The sequence below is a fragment of the Ruegeria sp. CDSA077 genome, assembly GCF_059612265.1.
In genome coordinates this window covers 882543-905035 of the sequence record NZ_JBXWQG010000001.1, presented here as the reverse complement: position 1 = coordinate 905035, position 22493 = coordinate 882543, and the positions used below count along the sequence as shown (strand labels likewise).

22 protein-coding genes and 1 tRNA gene are annotated in these 22493 nt (G+C 55.5%); 12 read left to right on the top strand and 11 right to left on the bottom strand.

Going from position 1 to position 22493, the window contains the following annotated elements:
• Position 1 precedes the first annotated feature (1 nt).
• Both AC2FLE_RS04575 and AC2FLE_RS04570 read left to right on the top strand, forming a co-directional pair.
• Positions 2 to 1222 (top strand): cysteine desulfurase, encoded by a 1221-nt coding sequence (locus tag AC2FLE_RS04575; RefSeq protein WP_496695490.1) that lies wholly within the window; start codon positions 2 to 4, stop codon positions 1220 to 1222.
• A gap of 66 nt (positions 1223 to 1288) precedes the next feature.
• Positions 1289 to 1365: transfer RNA gene (locus tag AC2FLE_RS04570), tRNA-Arg, on the top strand.
• A 165-nt stretch (positions 1366 to 1530) separates the two neighbouring features.
• On the opposite strand, the gene mepK is transcribed toward AC2FLE_RS04570, so the two are convergent.
• Positions 1531 to 2100 carry a peptidoglycan L,D-endopeptidase MepK gene (mepK, locus tag AC2FLE_RS04565; RefSeq protein WP_142633747.1) on the bottom strand — a complete coding sequence of 190 codons (570 nt, stop codon included), beginning with the start codon at positions 2098 to 2100 and terminating at the stop codon, positions 1531 to 1533.
• Positions 2101 to 2455: 355 nt separating this feature from the next.
• Here mepK and AC2FLE_RS04560 point away from each other — a divergent pair, with 355 nt between their 5' ends.
• The 4 genes from AC2FLE_RS04560 to AC2FLE_RS04545 are packed head-to-tail and all read left to right on the top strand — an operon-like array spanning position 2456 to position 6696.
• Positions 2456 to 4060 (top strand): L,D-transpeptidase family protein, encoded by a 1605-nt coding sequence (locus AC2FLE_RS04560; protein ID WP_496695488.1) that lies wholly within the window; start codon positions 2456 to 2458, stop codon positions 4058 to 4060.
• Positions 4061 to 4096: 36 nt separating this feature from the next.
• A complete protein-coding gene (gene lpxD, locus AC2FLE_RS04555) occupies positions 4097 to 5188 on the top strand; it encodes a UDP-3-O-(3-hydroxymyristoyl)glucosamine N-acyltransferase (protein ID WP_271947158.1) in 1092 nt (363 codons plus the stop codon).
• Between the two features lie 32 nt (positions 5189 to 5220).
• Positions 5221 to 5478, top strand: a complete 258-nt coding sequence (locus AC2FLE_RS04550; RefSeq protein WP_142633752.1) for an acyl carrier protein — start codon at positions 5221 to 5223, stop codon at positions 5476 to 5478.
• 9 nt (positions 5479 to 5487) lie between these two features.
• Entirely contained in the window at positions 5488 to 6696 is a 1209-nt protein-coding gene (locus AC2FLE_RS04545) for a beta-ketoacyl-[acyl-carrier-protein] synthase family protein (protein ID WP_496693155.1), read from the top strand.
• Positions 6697 to 6736: 40 nt separating this feature from the next.
• On the opposite strand, the gene AC2FLE_RS04540 is transcribed toward AC2FLE_RS04545, so the two are convergent.
• Complete coding sequence (locus tag AC2FLE_RS04540; protein WP_142633757.1) at positions 6737 to 7354, bottom strand: invasion associated locus B family protein; 618 nt, start codon at positions 7352 to 7354, stop codon at positions 6737 to 6739.
• A gap of 433 nt (positions 7355 to 7787) precedes the next feature.
• Here AC2FLE_RS04540 and AC2FLE_RS04535 point away from each other — a divergent pair, with 433 nt between their 5' ends.
• Positions 7788 to 9329 carry a helicase HerA-like domain-containing protein gene (locus AC2FLE_RS04535; RefSeq protein ID WP_496695485.1) on the top strand — a complete coding sequence of 514 codons (1542 nt, stop codon included), beginning with the start codon at positions 7788 to 7790 and terminating at the stop codon, positions 9327 to 9329.
• 36 nt (positions 9330 to 9365) lie between these two features.
• On the opposite strand, the gene AC2FLE_RS04530 is transcribed toward AC2FLE_RS04535, so the two are convergent.
• From AC2FLE_RS04530 to AC2FLE_RS04500, 7 genes are all read right to left on the bottom strand, one after another.
• Positions 9366 to 9617, bottom strand: coding sequence for a hypothetical protein (locus AC2FLE_RS04530; protein WP_142633761.1), 252 nt, complete (start codon positions 9615 to 9617; stop codon positions 9366 to 9368).
• 176 nt (positions 9618 to 9793) lie between these two features.
• Entirely contained in the window at positions 9794 to 11107 is a 1314-nt protein-coding gene (locus AC2FLE_RS04525) for a branched-chain amino acid ABC transporter permease (RefSeq protein WP_496695483.1), read from the bottom strand.
• Positions 11104 to 12114: a branched-chain amino acid ABC transporter permease gene (locus AC2FLE_RS04520; protein ID WP_496695481.1), complete on the bottom strand. Its 1011-nt coding sequence runs from the start codon at positions 12112 to 12114 to the stop codon at positions 11104 to 11106. Before AC2FLE_RS04520 ends, AC2FLE_RS04525 begins: the two co-directional genes overlap by 4 nt.
• Before the next feature lie 5 nt (positions 12115 to 12119).
• Positions 12120 to 12677 (bottom strand): hypothetical protein, encoded by a 558-nt coding sequence (locus AC2FLE_RS04515; protein ID WP_496695479.1) that lies wholly within the window; start codon positions 12675 to 12677, stop codon positions 12120 to 12122.
• Between the two features lie 2 nt (positions 12678 to 12679).
• Positions 12680 to 13510 carry an ABC transporter ATP-binding protein gene (locus tag AC2FLE_RS04510; RefSeq protein ID WP_496695477.1) on the bottom strand — a complete coding sequence of 277 codons (831 nt, stop codon included), beginning with the start codon at positions 13508 to 13510 and terminating at the stop codon, positions 12680 to 12682.
• Positions 13507 to 14295 (bottom strand): ABC transporter ATP-binding protein, encoded by a 789-nt coding sequence (locus AC2FLE_RS04505; protein WP_271947144.1) that lies wholly within the window; start codon positions 14293 to 14295, stop codon positions 13507 to 13509. Before AC2FLE_RS04505 ends, AC2FLE_RS04510 begins: the two co-directional genes overlap by 4 nt.
• A 130-nt stretch (positions 14296 to 14425) precedes the next feature.
• Positions 14426 to 15607 carry an ABC transporter substrate-binding protein gene (locus tag AC2FLE_RS04500; RefSeq protein WP_496695475.1) on the bottom strand — a complete coding sequence of 394 codons (1182 nt, stop codon included), beginning with the start codon at positions 15605 to 15607 and terminating at the stop codon, positions 14426 to 14428.
• 153 nt (positions 15608 to 15760) lie between these two features.
• Between AC2FLE_RS04500 and AC2FLE_RS04495 the strand changes: the two genes are divergently transcribed.
• Positions 15761 to 16858 (top strand): PQQ-dependent sugar dehydrogenase, encoded by a 1098-nt coding sequence (locus AC2FLE_RS04495; RefSeq protein ID WP_496695473.1) that lies wholly within the window; start codon positions 15761 to 15763, stop codon positions 16856 to 16858.
• On the opposite strand, the gene AC2FLE_RS04490 is transcribed toward AC2FLE_RS04495, so the two are convergent.
• Positions 16855 to 17859 carry a GlxA family transcriptional regulator gene (locus AC2FLE_RS04490; protein WP_496695471.1) on the bottom strand — a complete coding sequence of 335 codons (1005 nt, stop codon included), beginning with the start codon at positions 17857 to 17859 and terminating at the stop codon, positions 16855 to 16857. The genes AC2FLE_RS04495 and AC2FLE_RS04490 overlap by 4 nt on opposite strands.
• Positions 17860 to 18028: 169 nt before the next feature.
• Here AC2FLE_RS04490 and AC2FLE_RS04485 point away from each other — a divergent pair, with 169 nt between their 5' ends.
• The gene (locus tag AC2FLE_RS04485) at positions 18029 to 19399 is read left to right on the top strand and encodes a class II 3-deoxy-7-phosphoheptulonate synthase (RefSeq protein ID WP_142633778.1); all 1371 of its coding nucleotides are present in this window, start codon (positions 18029 to 18031) and stop codon (positions 19397 to 19399) included.
• 73 nt (positions 19400 to 19472) lie between these two features.
• Here the strand turns inward: AC2FLE_RS04485 and AC2FLE_RS04480 are convergent, their stop codons facing one another.
• Positions 19473 to 20147 carry a PAS domain-containing protein gene (locus AC2FLE_RS04480; RefSeq protein WP_496695469.1) on the bottom strand — a complete coding sequence of 225 codons (675 nt, stop codon included), beginning with the start codon at positions 20145 to 20147 and terminating at the stop codon, positions 19473 to 19475.
• 243 nt (positions 20148 to 20390) lie between these two features.
• Between AC2FLE_RS04480 and AC2FLE_RS04475 the strand changes: the two genes are divergently transcribed.
• Genes AC2FLE_RS04475 through AC2FLE_RS04465 form a run of 3 tightly spaced genes read left to right on the top strand, consistent with a single transcriptional unit; the run spans position 20391 to position 22460 of the window.
• On the top strand, positions 20391 to 21281 hold the full coding sequence (locus AC2FLE_RS04475) for a YicC/YloC family endoribonuclease (protein ID WP_496695467.1): 891 nt from the start codon (positions 20391 to 20393) through the stop codon (positions 21279 to 21281).
• 16 nt (positions 21282 to 21297) lie between these two features.
• A complete protein-coding gene (gmk, locus tag AC2FLE_RS04470) occupies positions 21298 to 21939 on the top strand; it encodes a guanylate kinase (RefSeq protein ID WP_142633784.1) in 642 nt (213 codons plus the stop codon).
• Positions 21936 to 22460 (top strand): gamma carbonic anhydrase family protein, encoded by a 525-nt coding sequence (locus AC2FLE_RS04465; RefSeq protein ID WP_496695465.1) that lies wholly within the window; start codon positions 21936 to 21938, stop codon positions 22458 to 22460. The genes gmk and AC2FLE_RS04465 overlap by 4 nt, the downstream gene beginning before the upstream one ends.
• The last annotated feature ends 33 nt before the right edge of the window (positions 22461 to 22493 follow it).

Genomic DNA, 22493 nt, shown 5'->3' with positions numbered 1-22493 from the left:
GATGTTCGATCTGCAGAAAATTCGCGCTGACTTTCCGATCCTATCCCGAGAGGTAAACGGCAAGCCGCTGACCTATCTGGACAATGGAGCATCAGCTCAGAAGCCACAGGTTGTCATTGACGCTGTGACGCGGGCTTATACCGAAGAATATGCAAATGTGCATCGCGGGCTGCACTATCTGTCCAATCTGGCGACCGAGAAATACGAATCCGTTCGTGGAACTATTGCCCGATTTCTGGGCGTAACGGATGAAGATGAAATTGTTCTGAACTCGGGCACGACCGAAAGCATCAATCTGGTCGCCTATGGCTGGGCGATGCCGCGTCTTCAGGCAGGGGACGAGATCGTCCTGAGTGTGATGGAGCATCATGCAAACATCGTACCCTGGCATTTCCTGCGCGAGCGTCAGGGAGTAGTGCTGAAATGGGTGGATGTGGATGCGGAGGGCGGGCTTGATCCGCAAGCTGTCATTGATGCCATCGGTCCAAAAACCAAGCTGGTCGCGGTGACCCATTGTTCGAACGTGTTGGGCACGGTTGTGGATGTCAAAGCAATCACCGAAGGCGCCCATGCCAAAGGCGTCCCGGTGCTGGTGGATGGCAGTCAAGGCGCCGTGCATATGCCGGTCGATGTCCAGGATATCGGCTGCGATTTCTACGCCATCACCGGGCATAAGCTTTATGGCCCATCGGGATCGGGAGCGATTTACATCAAATCTGACCGGATGGCCGAAATGCGCCCGTTTATCGGTGGCGGTGACATGATCAAAGAGGTCAGCAAGGATCAGGTGATCTACAATGATCCACCGATGAAATTCGAGGCGGGAACTCCTGGCATCGTGCAAACCATCGGACTGGGCGTCGCTCTGGACTATCTGATGGATTTGGGGATGGACAACGTTGCTGCTCATGAGGCCGGGATCCGAGACTATGCGATGCAGAGGTTTGCAGGGCTGAATTGGATTCAGCTTCAGGGGACACGGCCGGACAAAGCGGCGATCTTTAGCTTCACTTTGGACGGTGCAGGCCACGCACATGACATTTCGACGATTTTGGATAAAAAGGGCGTCGCTGTTCGGGCCGGGCACCATTGTGCTGGACCATTGATGGATTTCCTCGGAGTCACCGCGACATGCCGCGCCAGTTTTGGTCTCTATAACTCGAAAGATGAGGTCGATACCCTGATCGAAGCGCTTGAACTTGCGCATGATCTGTTCGCGTGAAACCTGTTTGATCCGGGTCGATTTTCAGTTGCACCCGGCCCGGAACAAGGTTAGCTAACGGCTCAGGCACCTGTAGCTCAGCTGGATAGAGCGCTGCCCTCCGAAGGCAGAGGCCAGAGGTTCGAATCCTCTCAGGTGCGCCATTTCTTGAATATTTGGGCTCGTATTGAAGATCACCTGCAACAGCCGGTTTGCGCAGGGTTTATGAGGCTGCCTGAGTGGAATGGCACCTCCGCAATGGCAGATAAATCTGCTCATTCAAACGGTTACGTGACCGACAAACTTCTCTTGACGACGGGCGGGGCGGATCAACCGCCCCAGCTTCTTACCACACCGCAATCCATATGCACGAAGTTCGAGCGGTGGTATTTGCCAACACCACCAGCACGGCAAGACATCGCCGCTTTGGCCATTTGCGAGACCGAACGAGATGACAGGCGGAGGTCGGCTGCCTGGCCTTTCATGTGCAACGAATTTTTGGCAACACGTCGCGACCGTGACCGCAGCATCGCGTTGGTCTGTGGCGAGCGATAGCCCGACAGCAGCATATAGGGTTCGTTGACATCCAACAGATTATGCGACGCCGCCATGATGTCGATCGTGCGGAGGTCCATATCTTTGGCCTGGTCGGTGCGCCAATCGCGCATGAAGTGGTTCACTTCTTTGACCGCGTCTTTGATGTATTTACCGTCAACCCAATAGATCATATCGATCCGCTCGCCAGTGCGTCCGGAATACATGCGAATACGGCGAATATCACCACCGCCACGAAGGAATCCTGCTGCATTGGAGTAGGTTGGAGTTGCTACAACTGCTGTAGCTGCGAATGCGCCCAATAAAGCACGCCGGGTCAAACCCGAGGAACTGCTCGTCGTCATTTTGTGTTTCGTCCCGTACTGTTCCTGCCTGCACACGATGTTACGCGCGCTGTATTAATTTATTCCCATCCCAGATGAGGGATTTATGACACAGTCGTGAAGGGCGGCCAAGAAGTCTTTCAAATTCATCTTTTCAAGGGGGAAATTTCGGCAGTTTTTTGCGCAGGTGGTGCAAAATGGCAAAGATCCAACGTCTTAGGCCGTCGCGGAAACCTGTCCGATGCAAACAAGCATCACGCTTGGGTATAAGCACGAAATTGATGCATTTGTGAATAGACAATGGGTTTCAAGCAAAACCATAATTGTTCGGCATTGCCTGAAACGGCGTATTATATAGAAAATTCAAGGGCTCCAAATGTTCTCTGTTCTTCGTGCAAGCACCGGTATTGCTTTGGCCGCATGTTTTCTGACGTCTTCGGCGATGGCGAACACTGAGGCCAAGCCTGAAACCGCATTCCAGATGGCGGTTGCCGAATTTGCACCTTCCGGGTCTGAGATTGCCGATTTCTACCGTGAAAGAGGATTCGTACCTGTTTGGGTTGGCGACACGGCTGCACATGCTGAACGTCGTCAACGGTTGATTGAGGGGCTTTCTGCGGTCGAATTACACGGGCTACCCGCGAACGCCTATGATGCGCAGGGCTTGGTTGACCGGCTTCAATCAGCAAAATCAGCGCGTGAGCTTGGGGCCGTCGAGGTCGAGTTGACGCGCGTTTTTGCAGCCTATGCTCAGGACATGAGGACAGGCCTTTTACGCCCATCCGATATAGACGATGGATTGGTCAGGAAGGTCGAGCCGACCTCGACAGCAGGGCATCTGCGTGGACTGACGACCTCGGAGGATGCAGCCTATTTCGATCAGTTGGCGCCAAGCTCGACCCAGTACCGGGCTTTGATGAAGCAGAAACTTGCGCTGGAAGAATTGGTTCGCCAAGGCGGTTGGGGAACTACTGTTCCGCAAGCAAAGCTAGAGCTGGGAGACACGGGACCCGCCGTAATAGCGATGCGTAACAGATTGGTTGAAATGGGTTTTATGAACCCAACCGCCAGTCCGGTTTTTGACGATGCCTTGCTGGCAGGTGTTCAACGGTTTCAGACCGCACATGGTCTTGCCGCAGATGGCGTCGCGGGTCCGGGCACAATTACTGAGCTGAACCGCACTGCCTCGGAACGTCTGAAGGCCGTCTATGTCGCGCTGGAGCGTGAGCGCTGGTTGCCGCGCGAGCGCGGTGAACGCCACATTCTGGTCAATCAGGCTGATTTCTCAGCCAAGATTGTTGATGACGGCTTTATTACCTTTGAAACCCGCGCTGTGATCGGCAAGAACACCCATGATCGTCGGAGCCCCGAGTTTTCCGACAAGATGGAGCATATGGTCATTAACCCCAGCTGGTATGTTCCACGCTCGATCATCACCAAGGAATACTTGCCAAAGCTGCAGTCCAATCCAAATGCCGTCGGGCATATTCAGATTACCGATCGCAGTGGTCGCCAGGTCAATCGCGGGGCAGTAGATTTCACCCAGTTCACCGCAAGCAACTTTCCATTTGCGATGCGCCAACCGCCCAGCAAAAGCAATGCCCTGGGGCTGGTGAAGTTCATGTTCCCCAACAAGCACAACATTTATCTGCATGATACACCGCAGAAAAGTCTGTTCGCTCGGGAATCCCGTGCCTTCTCGCATGGCTGTATCAGATTGGCGCAGCCTTTCGAATTCGCTTACGCACTGTTGGCGAAGCAAGAAGAAAACCCAAAGGCATTTTTCCATCGGATTCTCGCGACTGGAAAAGAGACCACTGTGAAACTTGAGCAGCATGTTCCTGTCCACTTGATTTACCGCACTGCCTTTATTGGCCCGAAAGGTGAGGTACAGTACCGACGCGACGTCTATGGCCGTGATCAGAAAATCTGGAATGCTCTGCAGAAAGCAGGGGTGGTCCTGCCGGACGTTCAGGGGTAATCACCGGGGGCAGGTCCTAGTTCCGGGAAGCCCCACATGAAATATACAGTTCAACAAATCGCAGATGCCCTTGACGCTGAGTTCCAGGGCGACGCCAGCTTGGTCGTACATGCTGCTGCTGAACCGTCGGATGCAACTGCCACCGATCTGGCGATGGCGATGTCGCCGAAATATGCCGAGGATCTGGGATCGGGTTCGGCGCAGGTCGCCATCCTTTGGGAAGGTGCTGACTGGCAGGCGTTGGGACTTAAGGCAGCAATATTCGTTCGACGACCGCGCATGGCGATGGCCGGGATCACCTCCATGCTGGATAAAGGGCAGGGCTTTGGGTCCGGGGTTCACCCTTCGGCAGTCATCGACCCAACTGCGGATGTGGCAGATGGGGTCTCAATCGGCCCTCTGGCAGTCATTGGTGCACGGGCCCGGGTCGGCAGAGGGGCGAATATCGGACCGCATTGCGTCATAGGCATGGATGCTGTGTTGGGCGAAGACGCCGTTCTGCGCGAAATGGTCAGCATTGGTGCCCGTGTGCAGATCGGGGATCGTTTTATCGCGCAACCAGGGGCAAGGATCGGTAGCGACGGGTTCAGTTTTGTTACGCCCGAAGTATCGGGGGTAGAGAACGCGCGCAAGACCTTGGGGGATGCAGGAGACGCCAGCGCGCAAAGCTGGCTGCGCATTCATTCGCTTGGTTCTGTGGAAATTGGCGACGATGTCGAGATCGGTGCGAATTGTACGATCGACAACGGGACCATTCGTAATACCCGCATCGGGAATGGCACAAAACTGGATAATCAGGTCCATATCGGCCACAACACGCGCGTTGGTAATGACTGTCTGCTGTGTGGTCAGTCTGGTATTTCCGGTTCGGTTGAGCTTGGCAATAACGTGGTTCTGGGTGGGCAGTCAGGCGTCTCGGACAATATTTTCGTTGGCGACGGGGTGATTGTCGGCGGTGGTACCAAAATCCTGTCAAACGTACCTGCCGGTCGTGTGTTGATGGGCTACCCGGCTGTGAAGATGGAAACCTTTACTGATGTCTATAAGGCGCAGCGCAGATTGCCGCGGATGCTTCGTGACGTGGAGGCGTTGAAAAAGGCTGTTTCCAAACAGCCTCCGAGCGATTAAATCACATTCAACGTGATAATCAGAGGATCGATATGAGCATCACCGACCGCGTCATTGCCATCATTGCCGAACAAGCCGTGTTGGAGCCTTCGGATGTGACGCCCGAAAGTACGCTCGAAGATCTGGGGATCGACAGCCTGGGGCTGGTTGAGAGTATCTTTGCCATCGAAGAAGAGTTCGACATTACCGTTCCGTTCAATGCCAATGAACCAACGGCCAGTGACTTTGACATCTCAAATGTCGCCGCGATCATTGCTGGGATCGAAAAGCTTGTGGCAGAAAAGGTCTGACCCAAGCAAATGAAACGGGTAGTAATAACCGGGGCAGGCACGATCAATTCGCTTGGTCATTCAGTTCCAGATACGCTTGAGGCGATGCGGGAAGGCCGTTGTGGCATTTCGGAACTTGAATTTCGAGACGTCGACAGGTTGGCGATCAAGATCGGTGGGCAGGTCCGGGGGTTCGAAGCCGAGGGTCGGTTCAACCGCCAACAGATGACTCTGTATGACAGGTTTACCCAGTTTACCTTGACCGCGGCCAAAGAGGCCATAGATCAGTCCGGGATCGAATTCCACGGTGAGTTGGCTGCACGATCTGGCGTGGTTCTGGGAACAGCAGGTGGTGGCGTTTCGACCTGGGACGACAACTACCGTTCAGTCTATGAGGACGGGAAGAACAGGGTCCATCCATTTGTTGTTCCTAAACTTATGAACAACGCGGCGGCAAGCCACGTATCGATGGAACATAACCTCAAAGGTCCCAGCTTTACCGTATCGACTGCTTGTGCCTCATCGAACCATGCGATGGCGCAAGCCTTTCAGATGGTGCGCAGCGGGGCGGCCCCTGCGATGATCACCGGCGGCTCAGAATCCATGTTGTGCTTTGGTGGCGTTAAGGCCTGGGAAGGGCTGCGGGTGATGTCCAAGGATGCCTGTCGTCCTTTTAGCGCCAACCGAAACGGTATGGTGCAAGGAGAGGGAGCGGGCATCTTCGTGTTCGAGGAATACGAACACGCGAAGGCGCGTGGGGCAGAAATTTTGTGCGAAGTTGTTGGTTTCGCGATGACCTCGGATGCATCAGACATTGTAATGCCCAGCAAGCAGGGCGCTGCCCGTGCGATGTCAGGGGCGTTGTCTGATGCTGGCCTGAATGCCAATCAGGTGGGTTATATCAACGCCCATGGCACAGGTACTGCGGCCAATGACAAAACGGAATGTGCCGCTGTAGCTGGCGTTTTCGGCCCGCATGCGGACGAACTTTTGATCTCATCCACAAAGTCGATGCATGGTCACTTGATTGGCGGAACCGGCGCGGTAGAGCTTTTGGCCTGTATCATGGCCCTGCGAGATGGGGTGATTGCACCGACGATTGGCTACGAAGAACCTGATCCGGAATGTGCTTTGGACGTTGTGCCCAACGAGGCACGCGAAGCGAAAGTTGAGGTTGCGCTAAGCAACGCTTTCGCTTTCGGAGGTCTGAACGCAGTACTTGCCTTGAAGCGGGTTTGAGAAAGCCGCTGGGTTAAACGGCTTTCTCGAAATGTAGTCTTCAGTTGGTTGCGACATCAACAATGTCGTAACCTGCAGTAAACCCGGACAAAGATAGGTCAAGTTCGATCACCTGATCCGGCGCGGGCGCTGGAACGATGGTCAAAGTCGCCTTGCTGCCCTGCTTCATTGCGTCGATATCCCCTTGGGTCAGGCCGATTTGGGCAACACAGCCAACAGGGTTACAAAACGAATAGTTGTAGCGTTTGGCAGGCGCCCCGTCGATTGAGAGGGTCAGCTGCGCTTGCAACAGGGTTTCAAGCGGAACCAAGATATTTGCTCCGGCTACGGCCGAACCGCCTTCGGGTAGGCGGAACATGGAAAACTCAGCCATAGGCACATCTTGCGGGCCATTTATGACCTGCAGCAGCGAACACAGATCTTTGCCCGCGTTCATCTTCAAACAGTTCAGGCTCCAGTCGCCGAATTTTTCTTTGTCATAGCGCTGTCCGACCTTGACGGTTTCATCGACCGGCTGCCCCAGGTCGAGACCATTGTCCACCTGCTCGGTCGTAGGGGATTCGGTGGCAGGTTCTGTCGTGTCGGTGGTCTCTTGCGCCAGGGCGGCGCCGTTAAAAAGAAAAGCTGCCGCAACAAGCTTTATCGGTGTCCTGAACATGATTGCCTCGTGATTGTTGATGTGGCTTTTCGCCGGGTCTAGCACCACTGGCGCGCAGTGTCAGGCATTATGCAGCGTAAAAAGACAGAAGTGATCGGAATCTCGCCTGAGGCCCCGTGGGCAACACGTGTGGCCAAGATAAAAGGGAGCCGGTGGAGCGGCTCCCTTTCATGAATTTTTCTCCCCGTCGGACCGGCCGACTTAATTATGAGCAGACGTTACGAGAGGGCGGCGCGGTGGTCAACTGCTAACCTGAAAATTTAATTATGAAGCTATGGTGGAAAAAGGGCCGCGCGTGAACGCGCGGCCAGTCGACAGGGAGGAAGTTTGTTGACCGCGCAATTCTCATACACGAACAACCAGAAAACTATCGCAGCCAAAGGTTAACTTTGTATGCTGGGCGGAGATCGGTAGGAAACAGGGCCTTAAGCATATGAGTGAGAACATATTTCTTGGCGGTGGTGGCGCGGACTATAGCCAACCGCAGACGTTGTCGTTGAAATACGCCAACCGCCACGGCCTGATTGCCGGTGCAACCGGCACTGGCAAGACCGTGACGCTTCAGATCCTGGCCGAGGGGTTTTCCAAGGCCGGGGTGCCGGTGTTTCTATCTGATGTCAAAGGTGATCTGTCTGGGTTGGCGTTGGCGGGCAGTGAAAGTCACAAGCTACATGAGGCATTTCAGAAGCGTGCCGAAACCATCGGATTCACGGATTACGAATATGCCGCTTGCCCGGTCACTTTCTGGGATCTGTTCGGTCAGCAAGGCCATCCGGTTCGAACCACAGTATCCGAGATGGGACCTTTGTTGTTGTCCAGGTTGATGGACCTGAGCGAAGCACAAGAAGGCATTGTTAACATTGCATTTCGGGTTGCCGATGAAGAAGGTATGCCCCTGTTGGATATGAAAGATCTGCAAGCCCTGTTGGTCTGGATCGGAGAGAACAGAGCAAATCTTTCGCTGCGCTATGGGAATGTCTCAACCGCCTCGATCGGTGCCATCCAGCGACGGTTGTTGGTTCTTGAAAATCAAGGGGGCACCAATCTGTTTGGCGAACCTGCCCTGGAACTGGCCGATCTTATGCGCACCGATGCCAACGGGTATGGCATGGTGAACATCCTGGCCTCTGACAAGCTGATGGGATCACCTCGACTGTATGCGACGTTCTTGTTATGGCTGCTGAGCGAACTGTTTGAAGAGTTGCCCGAAGTCGGCGATCCGGACAAACCCAAGCTGGTATTTTTCTTTGACGAAGCGCATCTGTTGTTCGAAGACGCGCCCAAAGTGCTTGTGGACAAGGTCGAGCAGGTCGCCCGCCTTATCCGATCAAAGGGCGTAGGGGTCTATTTCATCTCGCAAAACCCGGCAGACATCCCAGAAGACATTCTGGGTCAGTTGGGTAACCGGGTACAGCATGCTTTGCGAGCCTTCACCGCCCGAGACAGGAAAAACCTTCGCCTTGCGGCCGAAACCTACCGCGAGAATCCAACCTTTGATACAGAGGCCGCCATCCGTGAGGTTGGCGTGGGCGAGGCGGTTACATCCATGCTGCAAAAGAAAGGGGTTCCGGGCATCGTCGAACGCACTTTGATCCGTCCCCCTGGGTCACAGTTGGGGCCGATTACCGCTGCCGAACGGCAAACGGTAATGAATGCGTCTCCGATGAAAGGCAAATACGAAACCCGCATAGATCGCAGATCAGCCTTTGAGATACTCCAGGCACGGACTGATGCCGCAGCACAGGCCGCAGCCGAGGCAGAAGAACAGCTTGAGTCTCAATCGATTGCAGAACGCGAATTTGCCACGGCTCGCCGATACTCAGGTAGCAAAGTAACGCGGTCTTCTTCGCGGATCGTGCGAAAGAAAGACACCTTTGCCACCGCCATGAGCGAGGCCGTCATTAAAGAGCTTAAGGGAACAACCGGGCGCAGGATCGTCCGAGGCATTCTGGGCGGGTTATTTCGTAATCGTTGAATGGCGGGCCGGGCTGATTGCCCGGCCACACAACAGTCACTTCAGGCGGCGTTGGCCTTCTTGTCTGCAATATGCATCAGCCTCGGGGACGGACATTTTTGTTGCCGGAAAGTCGATTGCCCGGTCCCAATCCACGCGGTTCTGCCGGTAGAGCTGGCATGTCACCACGCCCTTGGGGGTCTGGACTTTGACCGGAGTGGTTTCCAGATCTTTTGGTGACGGAATACATGCGGTCAAAGAGGCAAGAACCGGCAACAGAATGAGTGTCTTTGTAAGAGTGGTTTTCATCGGTGTTTTCTATTCCCTGCGGGCAAATGGTAGTAGTCTGCACAAAGGCAAATAATTGGTGAACACGACTGTGAAACATGTCAGGCCGATGAGTTGCTCTAGTAAGTTCCTCACTCAAAAGCAAGAAACCGCGCCAATTTCTTGACGCGGTTCCACATATTGGAGGTTCTGTGGCCCTATTTCTCGGGGATCAGCCCTCTTGGACTGAATCTAAGAACAATCAGCAGAATCAACCCCATCGTGAACAGTCGCATATGGGCCGCGCTGTCGATCAGATGCGTCTTGAGCGCACTGCCATCGGGCATTCCGGACGTGATCAGGTTCATAATCCACAACCCGATCGGTTCGACCTGGACCCACAGGAACCAGATGAGGAACGCGCCCAGCACAGCACCAAAATTGTTGCCCGATCCGCCCACGATCACCATGACCCAGACCAGAAATGTAAAGCGCAGAGGGTTGTAGGTACCCGGCGTCAACTGCCCGTCCAGCGTTGTCATCATTGCGCCCGCGATACCGCAGATGGCAGAGCCCAGAACGAAGATTTGCAAATGGCGGCGGGTGACATCTTTACCCATCGCCTCGGCTGCAACCTCGTTGTCACGGATGGCGCGCATCATGCGGCCCCAGGGGCTGCGCAGCGCCATCTGGGCCATCCACAGCAGGATCAGAAGAACAACCATGAACAGCAGGGAATAGCCCAGCTTGACCGACAGGGTCGAGGCGATGACAGGGTCCAGCCCAAACCAATCGGCACGGGCAATGAAGGATGGATCCTGCTGCAGCTCAACCTCATAGCCGACCACGGGCGAAGGGCGTGGGATGCCGTAGACATTCTTGACACCTCGGGCCAGCCAGTCCTCGTTTTTCATGATTGCGATGATGATTTCGGCAATCCCAAGCGTCGCGATCGCCAGATAGTCCGAGCGCAGGCCAAGGGCTGTTTTGCCGATCAGCCAAGCGGCACCGGCGGCCAGCACGCCGCCCGCGGGCCAGGCCAACAGAACCGGCAGATTCAACCCGCCAAGGTTGCCCGCAACGGCTGGGTCAATGGCTTCGACACCAGCAACGCTGGGGTCAAACACCGCACGGTAAATGAAAAACCCGGCGATCAGAATGGCGACGATGGCAATCGTCTGTACACGGCCCCTCGGTATTTTTGATGCCACCAGAACCGCCGCAACGACGGTCGCAGCCCCCAACAGCAACGCAAGGACGATCCCGTATCCTCCGGATGACCACGCTCCGGGTGTCGGCGGGGTTGAGACCAGCACAACCGCCAGCCCGCCCAGCGCAACAAAGCCCATAACACCAACGTTAAACAAGCCGGCAAATCCCCATTGCAAGTTCACCCCAAGCGCCATGATGGCCGAGATCAGCCCCATGTTCAGGATCAGGATCGCCGAATTCCAGCTTTGCGTGAATCCGGTCAACAGGATCAGGCCGCCAACAACCACGAAAAGCAGCGTATTTTTGACAGTCTCGGTCATACTGCTTTCCCCTTAAACAGACCTGTGGGCTTAAACAGAAGCACGATAAGCAAGATAACAAAGCTGACCGCGAATTTGTAATCGGTGGATAGGAATTGGACCAATCCCGAAGGCTCCAGATGTTCCGGTGCCATATAGGTCAGCACCTTTTTCCACGCATAGGTGATCGTCACCTCGGAAAACGCGATGATGAACCCGCCCGCGATAGCGCCCAGCGGGTTGCCGAGGCCGCCGACGATGGCCGAAGCGAAGATCGGCAGCAGAAGCTGGAAATAGACAAAGGGCTTAAAGCTCTTGTCCAACCCGTAAAGCACACCCGCAGTTGTCGCCAGCGCCGCGACAAGGATCCAAGTGATCATCACCACACGTTCAGGGTTGATGCCGGACAGCAGCGCCAGATCCTCGTTATCCGAATAAGCGCGCATCGACTTGCCGGTGCGGGTTTTGTTCAAAAACCAGAACAAAAGTGCCACGGCGACAACGGCCACAACCACAGTGATGCCCTGAGAGGTCTTGATCGCCAACCCCTCACGCAGCCCGGTCATTGCCTTGAATTCCCGCGCTGAAACGATGAACCGCTCACCGTCCGAGAACCTTTGATCATCCGGCCCGATTATGAACCGCACCAGCCCGTTCATGATGAACATCACGCCCATCGAGACAATCACCAGAATGACCGGCTTGGCCTTTTGTTCGCGGTAGAACCGATAGACCATCCGGTCGGTGACCAGCACCAGAGCGATACAGCCGAGGATGGCAAAGGGCAGGGCTAGCAGGGCGGTCGGCAGTGGCCCGAAACTGACCCCGGCGGCCTGTAGGCCCCAGGTGAACAGCACCGCGATCATCGCGCCAAAGGCCATCGTGTCGCCATGGGCAAAGTTCGAGAACCGCAGGATGCCATAGATCAGTGTCACTCCCAAAGCGCCCAGAGCCAACTGGCTGCCATAGGCGATTGCGGGAACAAGGACGAAGTTGGAGAGCGCCACAAGGGCGTTTAGGAAGTCCATATTATTTACCAATCGCTATCACAAAGAAGGTTTTGAGTGCGGTATTGGCCGTTCTCACTGCCACGCTTCTCGTAGATGGTTATTTGCCAAGGTAAATCGTCATCCTTGTCTAAATTGGCTCTGCTGTGACTAATTTCCTCCAAGTCACCCGTTATAACAAGCGCATAACCTTTTACGCCGTATGGAGAATCTTGTCGCCCGCTGAGCCAATCTTCCAGACGGAAAGTAATTTCTCGATCAAACCCTGCGCCGTCTGGATACCAGACTGGCAATGGGAGCTTGCCAGCACGAGGATTTATGAAATCCACCCAGGCTGTCGCTTCTGACCAAGTATCAAAAGGGTAATCTACCGGAGTTAACGATTTGGAAACAGTCAAGTCGTGGACCAATGAGGTGTAGGTAATCTGAGTGGATTCATCAGTTTTCATGCAAAGGAACTGGTGATCACACGTTTGGACTATCGTGCAATCGAATTCGACAAAGTGGCTTTGTGGAGCCGAGTAGGCCAATACAGGGCTGGTTGTCATTGCAAGAAAGAATGAAGTTGCGACAAGTTTAAACATCTTCACCCCCCCAAGAAACTCTTACGCACTTCGGGATCGGCCAGCAGTTCCTTGCCCGTGCCGGTATAGGCGTTGCGCCCCTGAACCATCACATATCCCTTGTCCGCTATCTCCAGTGCCTGACGGGCGTTCTGTTCGACCATCAGGATCGGTAACCCCGTGCGGGAAACTTCGATGATCCGGTCGAACAGTTCATCCATCACGATGGGCGAGACGCCAGCGGTAGGTTCGTCCAGCATCAGCACCTTGGGTTGGGTCATCAGCGCGCGGCCCACAGCGACCTGTTGGCGCTGACCGCCCGACAGCTCTCCGGCCGCCTGATTGCGTTTGTCGCGGAGAATGGGAAAGAGGTCATAGACCTGTTCCATCGTGTCTGAAAAGTCGTCACGACGGATGAAGGCACCCATCTCAAGGTTTTCTTCGACCGTCATCGAAGTGAAGATGTTCGAGGTCTGCGGAACAAAGCCCATCCCCTTGATCACCCGATCCTGGGGCGACAGGTTGGTGATGTCTTCTCCGTCCAGTCGCACAGATCCCGCGCGGACATCCAGCATCCCAAACACGGCCTTCATTGCAGTGGATTTACCGGCGCCGTTGGGGCCAACGATTACAGCGATTTCACCAGCATCGACTGAAATCGTGCAATCATGCAGGATATCCGGGCCCTTGCCATAGCCGCCGGTCATGGTGTCGCCGATCAGGAATGGGCCACCTTCGACGCGGTGCGTCTTTCCGCTTTTGCGATGTGCGGGCGTCATCGTGCCCATGCCGTGTGTATTGGTGATCGAGGCATCCTTGTTGCCGTGGTCATCCTGATAAGGATTGTCGCTCATGCCCCGGCCTCCAGCTTGTCTTTGTTCTTCAGGCCGGTACCCAGATAGGCTTCGATCACATGCTCATTGGCTTTGATCTCGTCAAGAGTGCCCTGGGCCAGAACCTTGCCCTCGGCCATACAAATGACCGGGTCGCAGATTTTGCCGATGAAATCCATGTCGTGTTCGATGACTACAAACGTATAGCCGCGTTCCTTGTTCAGGCGCAGGATTGTGTCGGCGATGGTCATCAGCAGGGTGCGGTTCACACCCGCGCCGACCTCGTCCAGAAATACGATCTTGGCGTCGACCATCATGGTGCGGCCAAGTTCCAGCAGTTTTTTCTGCCCGCCCGAGACCTGACCGGCCTTGTGATCGGCCAGATGTTCGATGGTAAGAAACTCCAGCACCTCATCGGCCTTGGCCTTTAACGCGCGCTCTTCATTGGCGATGCGTTTGCGGCCGAACCAGGTGTTCCACAGCGATTCCCCGGATTGCGCTCCGGGCACCATCATCAGGTTCTCTCGACAGCTCATCGAGGAGAACTCATGCGCGATCTGAAAAGTGCGCAGCAGACCTTTGTGAAATAGATCATGCGGTGGCAAGCCGGTTATGTCCTCGCCATCCATGAACACGCGCCCAGAGGTGGGCGGGAGCACACCCGCGATCACGTTGAACAGAGTTGTCTTTCCGGCCCCGTTCGGCCCAATCAGGCCGGTGATCGAACCCTTCTGGATTTCCAGCGATGCCCCATCCACCGCATGAAACCCGCCGAAATGCTTATGCACGTCCTCGACGACGATCATCTTTTCCCCTAGCCGCCGTTTTCGGCGTTCTTGTTTTCACACCCTCATTGAAGAGGTGCGGTCTTTTTTCACTGAAGCAGCCCGGACACAAGGTCCGGGCTGCTTATTTTCAGGTCTTCTTAGGCCAAAATCAACGGAAGTTGACGGTCTTGTTTTCGCCGTCGGTGACTTCGATCTCGCGATACGAACCTGCGCTTTCGCCGGGGCCGATCAGCTCAACGCCGGACGCGCCGACATAGTCGATGTCTTGACCAGCGGCCAACAGTTCCAGACCTTTGGCCAGCTCACCCGGATAGATCTTCTCTCCTGGAGCGTTGGCAACATCTAGGATCTTGCTGCCATAGTCAGCCGGGCTGGTCGAACCGGCGGCCTGCATCGCCAGCATGAACAGCGCTGCGGCGTCATAGCTTTCAGGCGAATAGGGCGACGATCCGTCAAAACCGGCGGCTTCGGCCATGGCAAAGTACTTTTCAGCACCTTCACCACCTGAACCGGCGATCTGACCGAACGAGCCGTTCAGGTCGGGACCGACATTTGCGGGCAGCGAGTCACCGATCATGCCGCCGGGCAAGCCGAACGTGTCGAATGCACCGCTGTCCAGCGCTGACTGAATGATGCCCAGTCCGCCCTGATCGAGATACCCGGCTACAACCAGAATGTCGCCACCGGCCGAGGCCAGCGCGCCAACTTCGGCCGAGTAGTCCGCTTTGCCATCTTCATGCGCTGCCACGATTGTGACTTCGCCGCCCGATGCCTCGAACGAGGACTGGATCGCGTCTGCCAGACCCTTGCCATAGTCGTTGTTGGTGTAGGTCAGTGCGATTGAAGTGATACCGCGATCATTCAAGATATCTGCCATCACTTGACCTTCACGCGCATCCGACGGGGCGGTGCGGAAGAACAGGCCGTTATCCTCCATGGTCGACAGACCGGGCGAGGTGGCCGAGGGCGAGATCATGACCATCCCGTTCGGGATCGCGACATTCTGCAGGATCGCTCCGGTCACGCCAGAGCAGTCACCGCCAATGATGCCGGCAACGCCGTCGGCAATCATGCGTTCACCGTTCGAGGTGGAAAGACCGTTGTCGATGCAGCCAGTATCAGCGCGCGATGCAGTGACGGTAGAGCCATCCAGCAATTTGCCGGATTCGGTCACTTCGGCCATTGCCAGTTCTGCGCCTGAGCCCATTGAGGGTGCCAGCGATTCAATTGGTCCGGTAAAGCCGAACAGAACACCCAATGTGACGTCTTCGGCCATAGCTGCGCCCGAAAGAAGGGCGGTTGCTGCAGTTGCTGTAAGCAGCTTTTTCATATGGTTACTCCCAGTTGTGAACGTATTCGTTCTGGGCACGACCCTAGGCAAGCTGTTCGAAAAAGAAAAGTCCTAACGCAAACGTGTTTTTGTGGCGCACAGTTCTAGTTGTTCAGATGTGCCCGGCGCGGTGTTTTCGGTAAGGAGAACGAGATGTTCAGACTAGCTATGATCTTCATCTTTTCTGTTGTTTCAGGGTTGGCCGGGGCAGAATCGCTAACTACCAGCTCCGGATCGGCGCGTGTGACGGCGATGGTGAAGGGGCTCGATACGCCCTGGGCAGTCGGTATCCTGCCTGACATGTCCTTTCTGGTAACTGAGCGCGACGGTGATCTTCTGTTCGTGTCGGAGGGAAACATAGCTCGCGTCAAAGGCACTCCCAATGTGGTTGCAAAGGGGCAGGGCGGTTTGCTGGACGTAACCGTTGCCAGGGATTTTTCGCAAAGCCGTGAGGTTTTCCTGACCTATTCCAAGCCTCAACCAAAGGGGGCAGGCACTGCACTTGCGATTGCGCGCCTGTCCGAAGACGGATCAGAGCTGACCGATCTGCGCACGATTTTCGAAGCTGAAAATGGTGGGGATTCTGGGCGGCATTTTGGCTCTCGTATTGTCGAGGCAAATGACGGGACATTACTTGTCACTATCGGCGATCGTGGTGATCGCCCGACCGCCCAGGATCGATCGAGTCACAACGGCTCGGTGATCCGTGTGAACCAGGACGGCTCGGTGCCGGCTGATAATCCATTTGTCGGACAACCCGGAATTCAGCCTGAGATATTGTCTTATGGCCACCGGAATCCCCAAGGTGCAGGGCTGGATGCACGGGGGCGCCTATGGGTATCGGAACATGGAGCCAAGGGCGGAGATGAAGTGAACCTAATCCGGCCGGGGCGGAACTATGGCTGGCCGGTGATTTCCTATGGCAAGCACTATTCCGGGCAAACAATCGGCGAGGGGACGGCGAAACCGGGGATGGTGCAGCCTGAATTCTATTGGGACCCTTCCATCGCCCCATCCGGCCTTTTGATTTATTCAGGCAAGCTTTGGCCCGAATGGAAGGGTGATCTATTCGTCGGGTCGCTCAAATTCGACTACATTGCTCGGCTTGAAGGCACTCCATTGACTGAGGTCGAGCAGATCAAGGGCCCTCAGACGGAACGCGTCCGCGACATTGTCGAGGCACCGGATGGATCAATCTGGTTTATTTCCGTCGGGCAGGGCGCTGTCTTTCGCATGACCCCCAGCGATTAAACAGACAAGCGCCCGCTTTGCGCACCGCGCTCACGATAGGGCGTGGTGTTGTAGTGCGCCCGGTAGCATTTCGAGAAATGGCTAGGCGAGGCAAACCCGCATGCTAGCGCCACGTTGATCACGCTCATGTCGGTCTGCATCAGCAGGTTCCGAGCCTTATGCAGGCGCAGCTCCATATAATAGCGTTTAGGCGACCGGCTGAGGTAACGGCGAAACAGACGCTCTAGCTGCCGCGTGGACATGCCGACCTCTTTGGCAAGAATCGAAGGCGAGATCGGCTCTTCGATGTTTTTCTCCATCATCAGGATGACCTGGCTCAGCTTGGGATGGCGCACCCCAATCCGTGTCGGGGTCGACAGACGCTGGGTGTCCTGATCAGTACGGATCGAGGAATAGATCAGCTGATCGGCCACCGCGTTGGCAAGGTCTTCCCCGAAATCCTCGGCGATGATTTTCAGCATCAGGTCGATAGAGGAAGTGCCACCGGCTGTTGTCATCCGGTTTCCGTCAATCTGGAATACGGATTTGGTCAGTTCGACCTCATCAAATTCTTCGGTGAAACTGTCCGAGTTTTCCCAGTGGATCGTCGCACGCTTGCCATCCAGCAAACCCGCCTTGGCTAGGGTGTAAGCCGCGGTACACAGCCCACCGATACGCAATCCCCGGCGCGCTTCGCGGCGGACCCAATTCAGAACACGCTTGGTGGTCGCGGCCTGCACGTCGACACCGCCGCAGATCAGAACCACGTCGTCGCGCTGCAGTTCGACAAGGTCTGCATCCAGCTTGAACTCGGTCCCGGCGGAGCATTTGATCGTCTCGCCGCCTTCGCCAGACAGGCTCCAACTGTAAAGCTCTTTGTCGGCCATGCGGTTTGCGATGCGCAGGCTATCCAGCGCGGATGCGAAACACAGCAGCGAGAATTTGTCCAACAGGACAAACACGAAATGACGAGGGCTGGCCGCAGTGGTTTCCACCGTGACAACTTGGCGTTGCTCTTGCATGGCGAGGTGTCCTTGATTCGGCGCCGTTTGACCCTACGTCCGGCGACAGATTTGACTGCCACCATGATCAAAGCTTGTTTGCGACGTCAAGAGGTCCAAATCGTATATGGCCTCTCATCAAACGTTTTTGTATAGAGGCGACTTGAATACTTCAGCGGAGATCAAAGCTATGACCGAATGGCAAAAAACGAACTGGCGCAACAAGCCCCGGGTTCAGATGCCAGACTATACCGACGCAGCCGCGCTGGCAAAAGTCGAGGCTCAGCTTTCGCAGTATCCGCCGCTGGTGTTTGCAGGTGAAGCACGTCGGCTCAAGCAACATCTTGGTGCTGCGGGGCGGGGTGAGGCTTTCCTGCTGCAGGGCGGCGACTGTGCTGAAAGCTTTGAACAATTCAGCGCGGATGCGATCCGCGACACCTTTAAGGTGATGCTGCAGATGGCCATGGTTTTGACCTATGGCGCAAAGGTGCCGGTGGTCAAAGTGGGCCGTATGGCTGGACAGTTCGCCAAACCGCGCAGCGCACCGACAGAGGTGGTGGATGGCATTGAGCTGCCCAGCTATCGCGGCGATATCATCAACGAGCTGGATTTCACGCCCGAGGCGCGGATTCCGAATCCGTCCAAGATGTTGCAAGCCTATACGCAGGCAGCGGCAACATTGAACTTGTTGCGCGCCTTTTCGACCGGTGGTTTCGCCGATATGAGCCATGTGCATTCGTGGACACTCGGCTTTGCCGATGGCCAGGATGTTCAGAAATACTCTGAAATTGCTGACCGAATTCAGGATTCGATTGATTTCATGGGGGCTGCGGGCATCACCGCGGACACAACGCATGAATTCTCGTCGGTTGAATTCTATACCAGCCACGAAGGTCTGCTGCTTGAATACGAAGAGGCGCTGACCCGTCTTGATTCTACATCGGGCAACTGGTTGGCCGGGTCTGGCCACATGATCTGGATTGGCGACCGCACCCGTCAGCCTGATGGCGCGCATGTTGAATTCTGTTCTGGTGTTCTGAACCCGATCGGTCTGAAATGCGGTCCGACGACATCTGCCGAAGACCTCAAAGTTCTGATGGCCAAACTGAACCCGGAAAACGAAGAAGGGCGTCTGACCCTGATCGCGCGGTTTGGTGCAGGCAAGGCGGGAGAGCATCTGCCGCGTCTGGTCAAAGCCGTCAAGGAAGAGGGCGCCAAGGTGACCTGGGTCTGTGACCCAATGCACGGCAATACGATCAAATCGGCCACCGGCTATAAGACCCGGCCCTTTGATTCCGTGCTGCGCGAAGTTCGCGACTTCTTTGGTGTGCATCAGGCCGAGGGCACGATCCCCGGCGGTGTGCATTTTGAGATGACGGGGCTAGACGTGACCGAATGCACTGGAGGTGTACGCGCTGTAACAGAAGAAGATCTGTCAGACCGTTACCACACTGCCTGCGATCCACGTTTGAACGCGTCGCAGTCGTTGGAACTGGCCTTCCTTGTTGCGGAAGAACTGACAGATCTGCGCCGGAACCGCGGCAAACGCGCAGCCTCCTAACCACTTGGTCAGACGATCTTAAAAAGGCGGGTCTAATAGGCCCGCCTTCTTTACATTTAACACGCGTTACTCGTTACTTATCCCGTGATACGACCAATCGAAGGTGAGATCCGGGACGTTTGAACTCTTGTCGTTCTTCGGCAAATCCTTCGACAACAGGCTGAACCGGTTGTTGAGGCGCCTGTATTTCTGACACAGCACGCAGTTTGTGATGGCTTACATCAAAGCGCCGGGGGGTTGCCCCAATCGCCCCGTCACTGACCATGACGCCAAGAACACGGCTGACATCGCCCAAATCGCTTTTCAGCGGCAAAAGGATCATTCGCGCCTGAAGATCCGTGCGCCCAAACCCCCCGGTCGAGGCCAATTCAAGTTCAGCAATGGTAGGACCGGAAAAAACCTGTTCAAGGACTTCCGTAACCTGAGTTCGCGCGCTGGGTTCGAAAAAAGCGGTCAGCGGCATTCCCCGGACCTCCATACCCGCCAGTGTGTTCAAGTGACTGCCGGCCAGACGAAACCGGGCCAGACCGGGTGCAATGCGTTCAAGGATGAAGGTGTTAGGCAGGATATTCTCAAGCCCGCGCGGGTCGATCTGAGATCGCATAGGAACACCATCGCCGGACAGCAAGGCTGTCCAGTACGCTTCGGCCTGTCGTATGGGCGATAGACTGCGCCCACTGTCAAAACGATCCATTGCGACGATCTTTCCAAATTTAGTCCCGGAACCGTTACCGAAAAAGATCTTCATTTTCATCACCCTAACTGCAATCGACCGTCATTTTCATAAAATGCAAGATACCGGGAGCTTTTGCGCCTTGTCGGTACTTGCCTAGACGAGATTGGCACGGGTTGAGTCAATTTTGGAGTAATTCTTTAATGAATGGTTAACCTCTGTCCGACGCTGTCATTCTCAGCAAACTCTTGCCCTGCACACGAGGATGGCATTAGGTGCGGACAAGAACACTGGGCGGGCAAAGCGGAGAAGACAGGCATGATCAGATCCATGACCGGATTTGCCTCGGGCAAGGGAACACATGGTCCACATAGCTGGACCTGGGAGTTGCGCAGCGTAAACGGCAAAGGGCTGGATATGCGTCTGCGGGTGCCTGAATGGCTCACCGGGCTCGAAACCGCGCTTCGTTCACGGATTTCGAAAAGCCTGGGCCGGGGGAATGTGACGCTTTCGCTCAAGCTGAGCCGCGAGGAAACGACAGCCGATCTCGTGCTGAATCCAGTTGCGATGGCCGCTGCTCTGGATGCTCTGGCGCGAACGCAGACGATGGCAGAAGAACGGGGACTAGCGCTGGCCCCGTCGACGGCGGCCGAGCTTATTGCTGTCAAAGGCATGTTGGAAACCGGTGGGGATGCGGATGACCCGGCCCCCTTGGTCAAACATCTGACCGACGCGTTAGAAGATTTGCTGAGCGATTTCATTAAGATGCGTGAATCCGAAGGCCGGGCCCTGGCCGATGTGCTGGAGGCGCAGCTATCGCAGGTTTCAAGCCTTACGGAGCAAGCCGCCAAGCTCGCTGAAGAGCGCCGGGATAAAATCGCTGAAAACTTACAAGAAAATCTGCAGCGCGTGATGGATAATGCGCAAGGCGCGGATCCGGACCGGGTTGCACAGGAGCTGGCTCTGATCGCAGTCAAGTCGGATATAACGGAAGAAATTGACAGGCTGAAAGCCCATGTCACTGCCGCACGCGATTTGCTTGCACAGGATGCCGCCGTGGGGCGCAAGCTTGATTTTTTGATGCAAGAGTTCAACCGTGAGGCCAATACACTGTGTTCCAAGGCACAAAGCGCCGATTTGACATCGGTTGGGCTTGAGTTGAAGGCGGTAATAGATCAGATGCGCGAGCAAGTGCAGAACGTAGAATAATGACAGGAGCACCCTGATGGCGGATCGACGTGGCCTATTAATCATTCTGTCCTCGCCTTCGGGCGCAGGGAAATCCACGTTGGCCAAGCGTCTGATGCAATGGGACACGGATCTGGAGTTCTCGGTTTCGGCCACAACACGCGCGCCCCGGCCTGGGGAAGAACATGGGCGTGAGTATTATTTCCTGACCGAAGATACCTTTCGACAGCAAGTGTCCGAGGGACAGATGCTGGAACATGCCCATGTGTTTGGCAATTTCTACGGCTCTCCGGCTGGGCCAGTCCGCGAGTCCATCAATGACGGCAAGGACGTTCTGTTCGATGTCGACTGGCAGGGCGAGGTGCAGATTAGGAACTCGGATCTGGGCAAACACGCCCTGTCGATTTTCATCCTGCCACCGTCGATCCCCGAATTGCGCCGCCGATTGGAAAGCCGCGGTCAGGACAGTGAAGAGGTTATTTCCAAGCGGATGCTCAAAAGCTGGGATGAGATCAGCCATTGGGGGTATTACGACTATGTGCTGGTCAATGACGATCTGGATGAGACCGAAGAAAAACTGAAAACCATCGTCAGTGCCGAGCGCATGCGGCGTATCCAGCAGCCCAAGCTTCAGGATCATGTCCGCACGCTGCAAAACGAATTCGAGGACCAGTCATGACCATCTATGCACTTGGTACTCACGCACCGCAAATCCACGAGGACACCTGGGTCGCCCCCGACGCCAATCTGATTGGCAAAGTCGTGCTGGAACAGGGGGCCTCGGTCTGGTTCGGCTGCACGATCCGCGCCGATCACGAGGAAATCCGGGTTGGTGAGGGCAGCAATGTTCAGGAAAACTGTGTCATGCATATTGATGCGGGATATCCTTTGACCATCGGGAAAAACTGCACCATCGGGCATAAGGTCATGCTGCATGGCTGTACGATCGGGGATAACTCTCTGATCGGTATGGGGGCCATCGTCTTGAACGGCGCAAAGATCGGCAAAAACTGTCTGATCGGGGCAGGGGCTTTGGTGACCGAAGGAAAAGAGATACCGGATAACTCTTTGGTCATGGGGTCACCGGGTAAAGTGGTGCGCGAGATCGACGCTGCAACCGCCCAGAAGCTGACCTTCAGCGCTTTGCATTATCAGGAAAACATGCGTCATTTTCGCGATACAATGCGAGAGCTATCCTAGCGCTCAACTGTGTTGCTAAGAGAACTGCCCTTT

What these genes read in the sequence shown, in the direction of transcription:
- AC2FLE_RS04575 (WP_496695490.1), top strand. Translation starts at nt 2, where the DNA reads ATGTTCGATCTGCAGAAAATTCGCGCTGACTTTCCGATCCTATCCCGA.
- mepK (WP_142633747.1), bottom strand. Translation starts at nt 2,100, where the DNA reads ATGACGACGAGCAGTTCCTCGGGTTTGACCCGGCGTGCTTTATTGGGC.
- AC2FLE_RS04560 (WP_496695488.1), top strand. Translation starts at nt 2,456, where the DNA reads ATGTTCTCTGTTCTTCGTGCAAGCACCGGTATTGCTTTGGCCGCATGT.
- lpxD (WP_271947158.1), top strand. Translation starts at nt 4,097, where the DNA reads ATGAAATATACAGTTCAACAAATCGCAGATGCCCTTGACGCTGAGTTC.
- AC2FLE_RS04550 (WP_142633752.1), top strand. Translation starts at nt 5,221, where the DNA reads ATGAGCATCACCGACCGCGTCATTGCCATCATTGCCGAACAAGCCGTG.
- AC2FLE_RS04545 (WP_496693155.1), top strand. Translation starts at nt 5,488, where the DNA reads ATGAAACGGGTAGTAATAACCGGGGCAGGCACGATCAATTCGCTTGGT.
- AC2FLE_RS04540 (WP_142633757.1), bottom strand. Translation starts at nt 7,354, where the DNA reads ATGTTCAGGACACCGATAAAGCTTGTTGCGGCAGCTTTTCTTTTTAAC.
- AC2FLE_RS04535 (WP_496695485.1), top strand. Translation starts at nt 7,788, where the DNA reads ATGAGTGAGAACATATTTCTTGGCGGTGGTGGCGCGGACTATAGCCAA.
- AC2FLE_RS04530 (WP_142633761.1), bottom strand. Translation starts at nt 9,617, where the DNA reads ATGAAAACCACTCTTACAAAGACACTCATTCTGTTGCCGGTTCTTGCC.
- AC2FLE_RS04525 (WP_496695483.1), bottom strand. Translation starts at nt 11,107, where the DNA reads ATGACCGAGACTGTCAAAAATACGCTGCTTTTCGTGGTTGTTGGCGGC.
- AC2FLE_RS04520 (WP_496695481.1), bottom strand. Translation starts at nt 12,114, where the DNA reads ATGGACTTCCTAAACGCCCTTGTGGCGCTCTCCAACTTCGTCCTTGTT.
- AC2FLE_RS04515 (WP_496695479.1), bottom strand. Translation starts at nt 12,677, where the DNA reads ATGTTTAAACTTGTCGCAACTTCATTCTTTCTTGCAATGACAACCAGC.
- AC2FLE_RS04510 (WP_496695477.1), bottom strand. Translation starts at nt 13,510, where the DNA reads ATGAGCGACAATCCTTATCAGGATGACCACGGCAACAAGGATGCCTCG.
- AC2FLE_RS04505 (WP_271947144.1), bottom strand. Translation starts at nt 14,295, where the DNA reads ATGATCGTCGTCGAGGACGTGCATAAGCATTTCGGCGGGTTTCATGCG.
- AC2FLE_RS04500 (WP_496695475.1), bottom strand. Translation starts at nt 15,607, where the DNA reads ATGAAAAAGCTGCTTACAGCAACTGCAGCAACCGCCCTTCTTTCGGGC.
- AC2FLE_RS04495 (WP_496695473.1), top strand. Translation starts at nt 15,761, where the DNA reads ATGTTCAGACTAGCTATGATCTTCATCTTTTCTGTTGTTTCAGGGTTG.
- AC2FLE_RS04490 (WP_496695471.1), bottom strand. Translation starts at nt 17,859, where the DNA reads ATGCAAGAGCAACGCCAAGTTGTCACGGTGGAAACCACTGCGGCCAGC.
- AC2FLE_RS04485 (WP_142633778.1), top strand. Translation starts at nt 18,029, where the DNA reads ATGACCGAATGGCAAAAAACGAACTGGCGCAACAAGCCCCGGGTTCAG.
- AC2FLE_RS04480 (WP_496695469.1), bottom strand. Translation starts at nt 20,147, where the DNA reads ATGAAGATCTTTTTCGGTAACGGTTCCGGGACTAAATTTGGAAAGATC.
- AC2FLE_RS04475 (WP_496695467.1), top strand. Translation starts at nt 20,391, where the DNA reads ATGATCAGATCCATGACCGGATTTGCCTCGGGCAAGGGAACACATGGT.
- gmk (WP_142633784.1), top strand. Translation starts at nt 21,298, where the DNA reads ATGGCGGATCGACGTGGCCTATTAATCATTCTGTCCTCGCCTTCGGGC.
- AC2FLE_RS04465 (WP_496695465.1), top strand. Translation starts at nt 21,936, where the DNA reads ATGACCATCTATGCACTTGGTACTCACGCACCGCAAATCCACGAGGAC.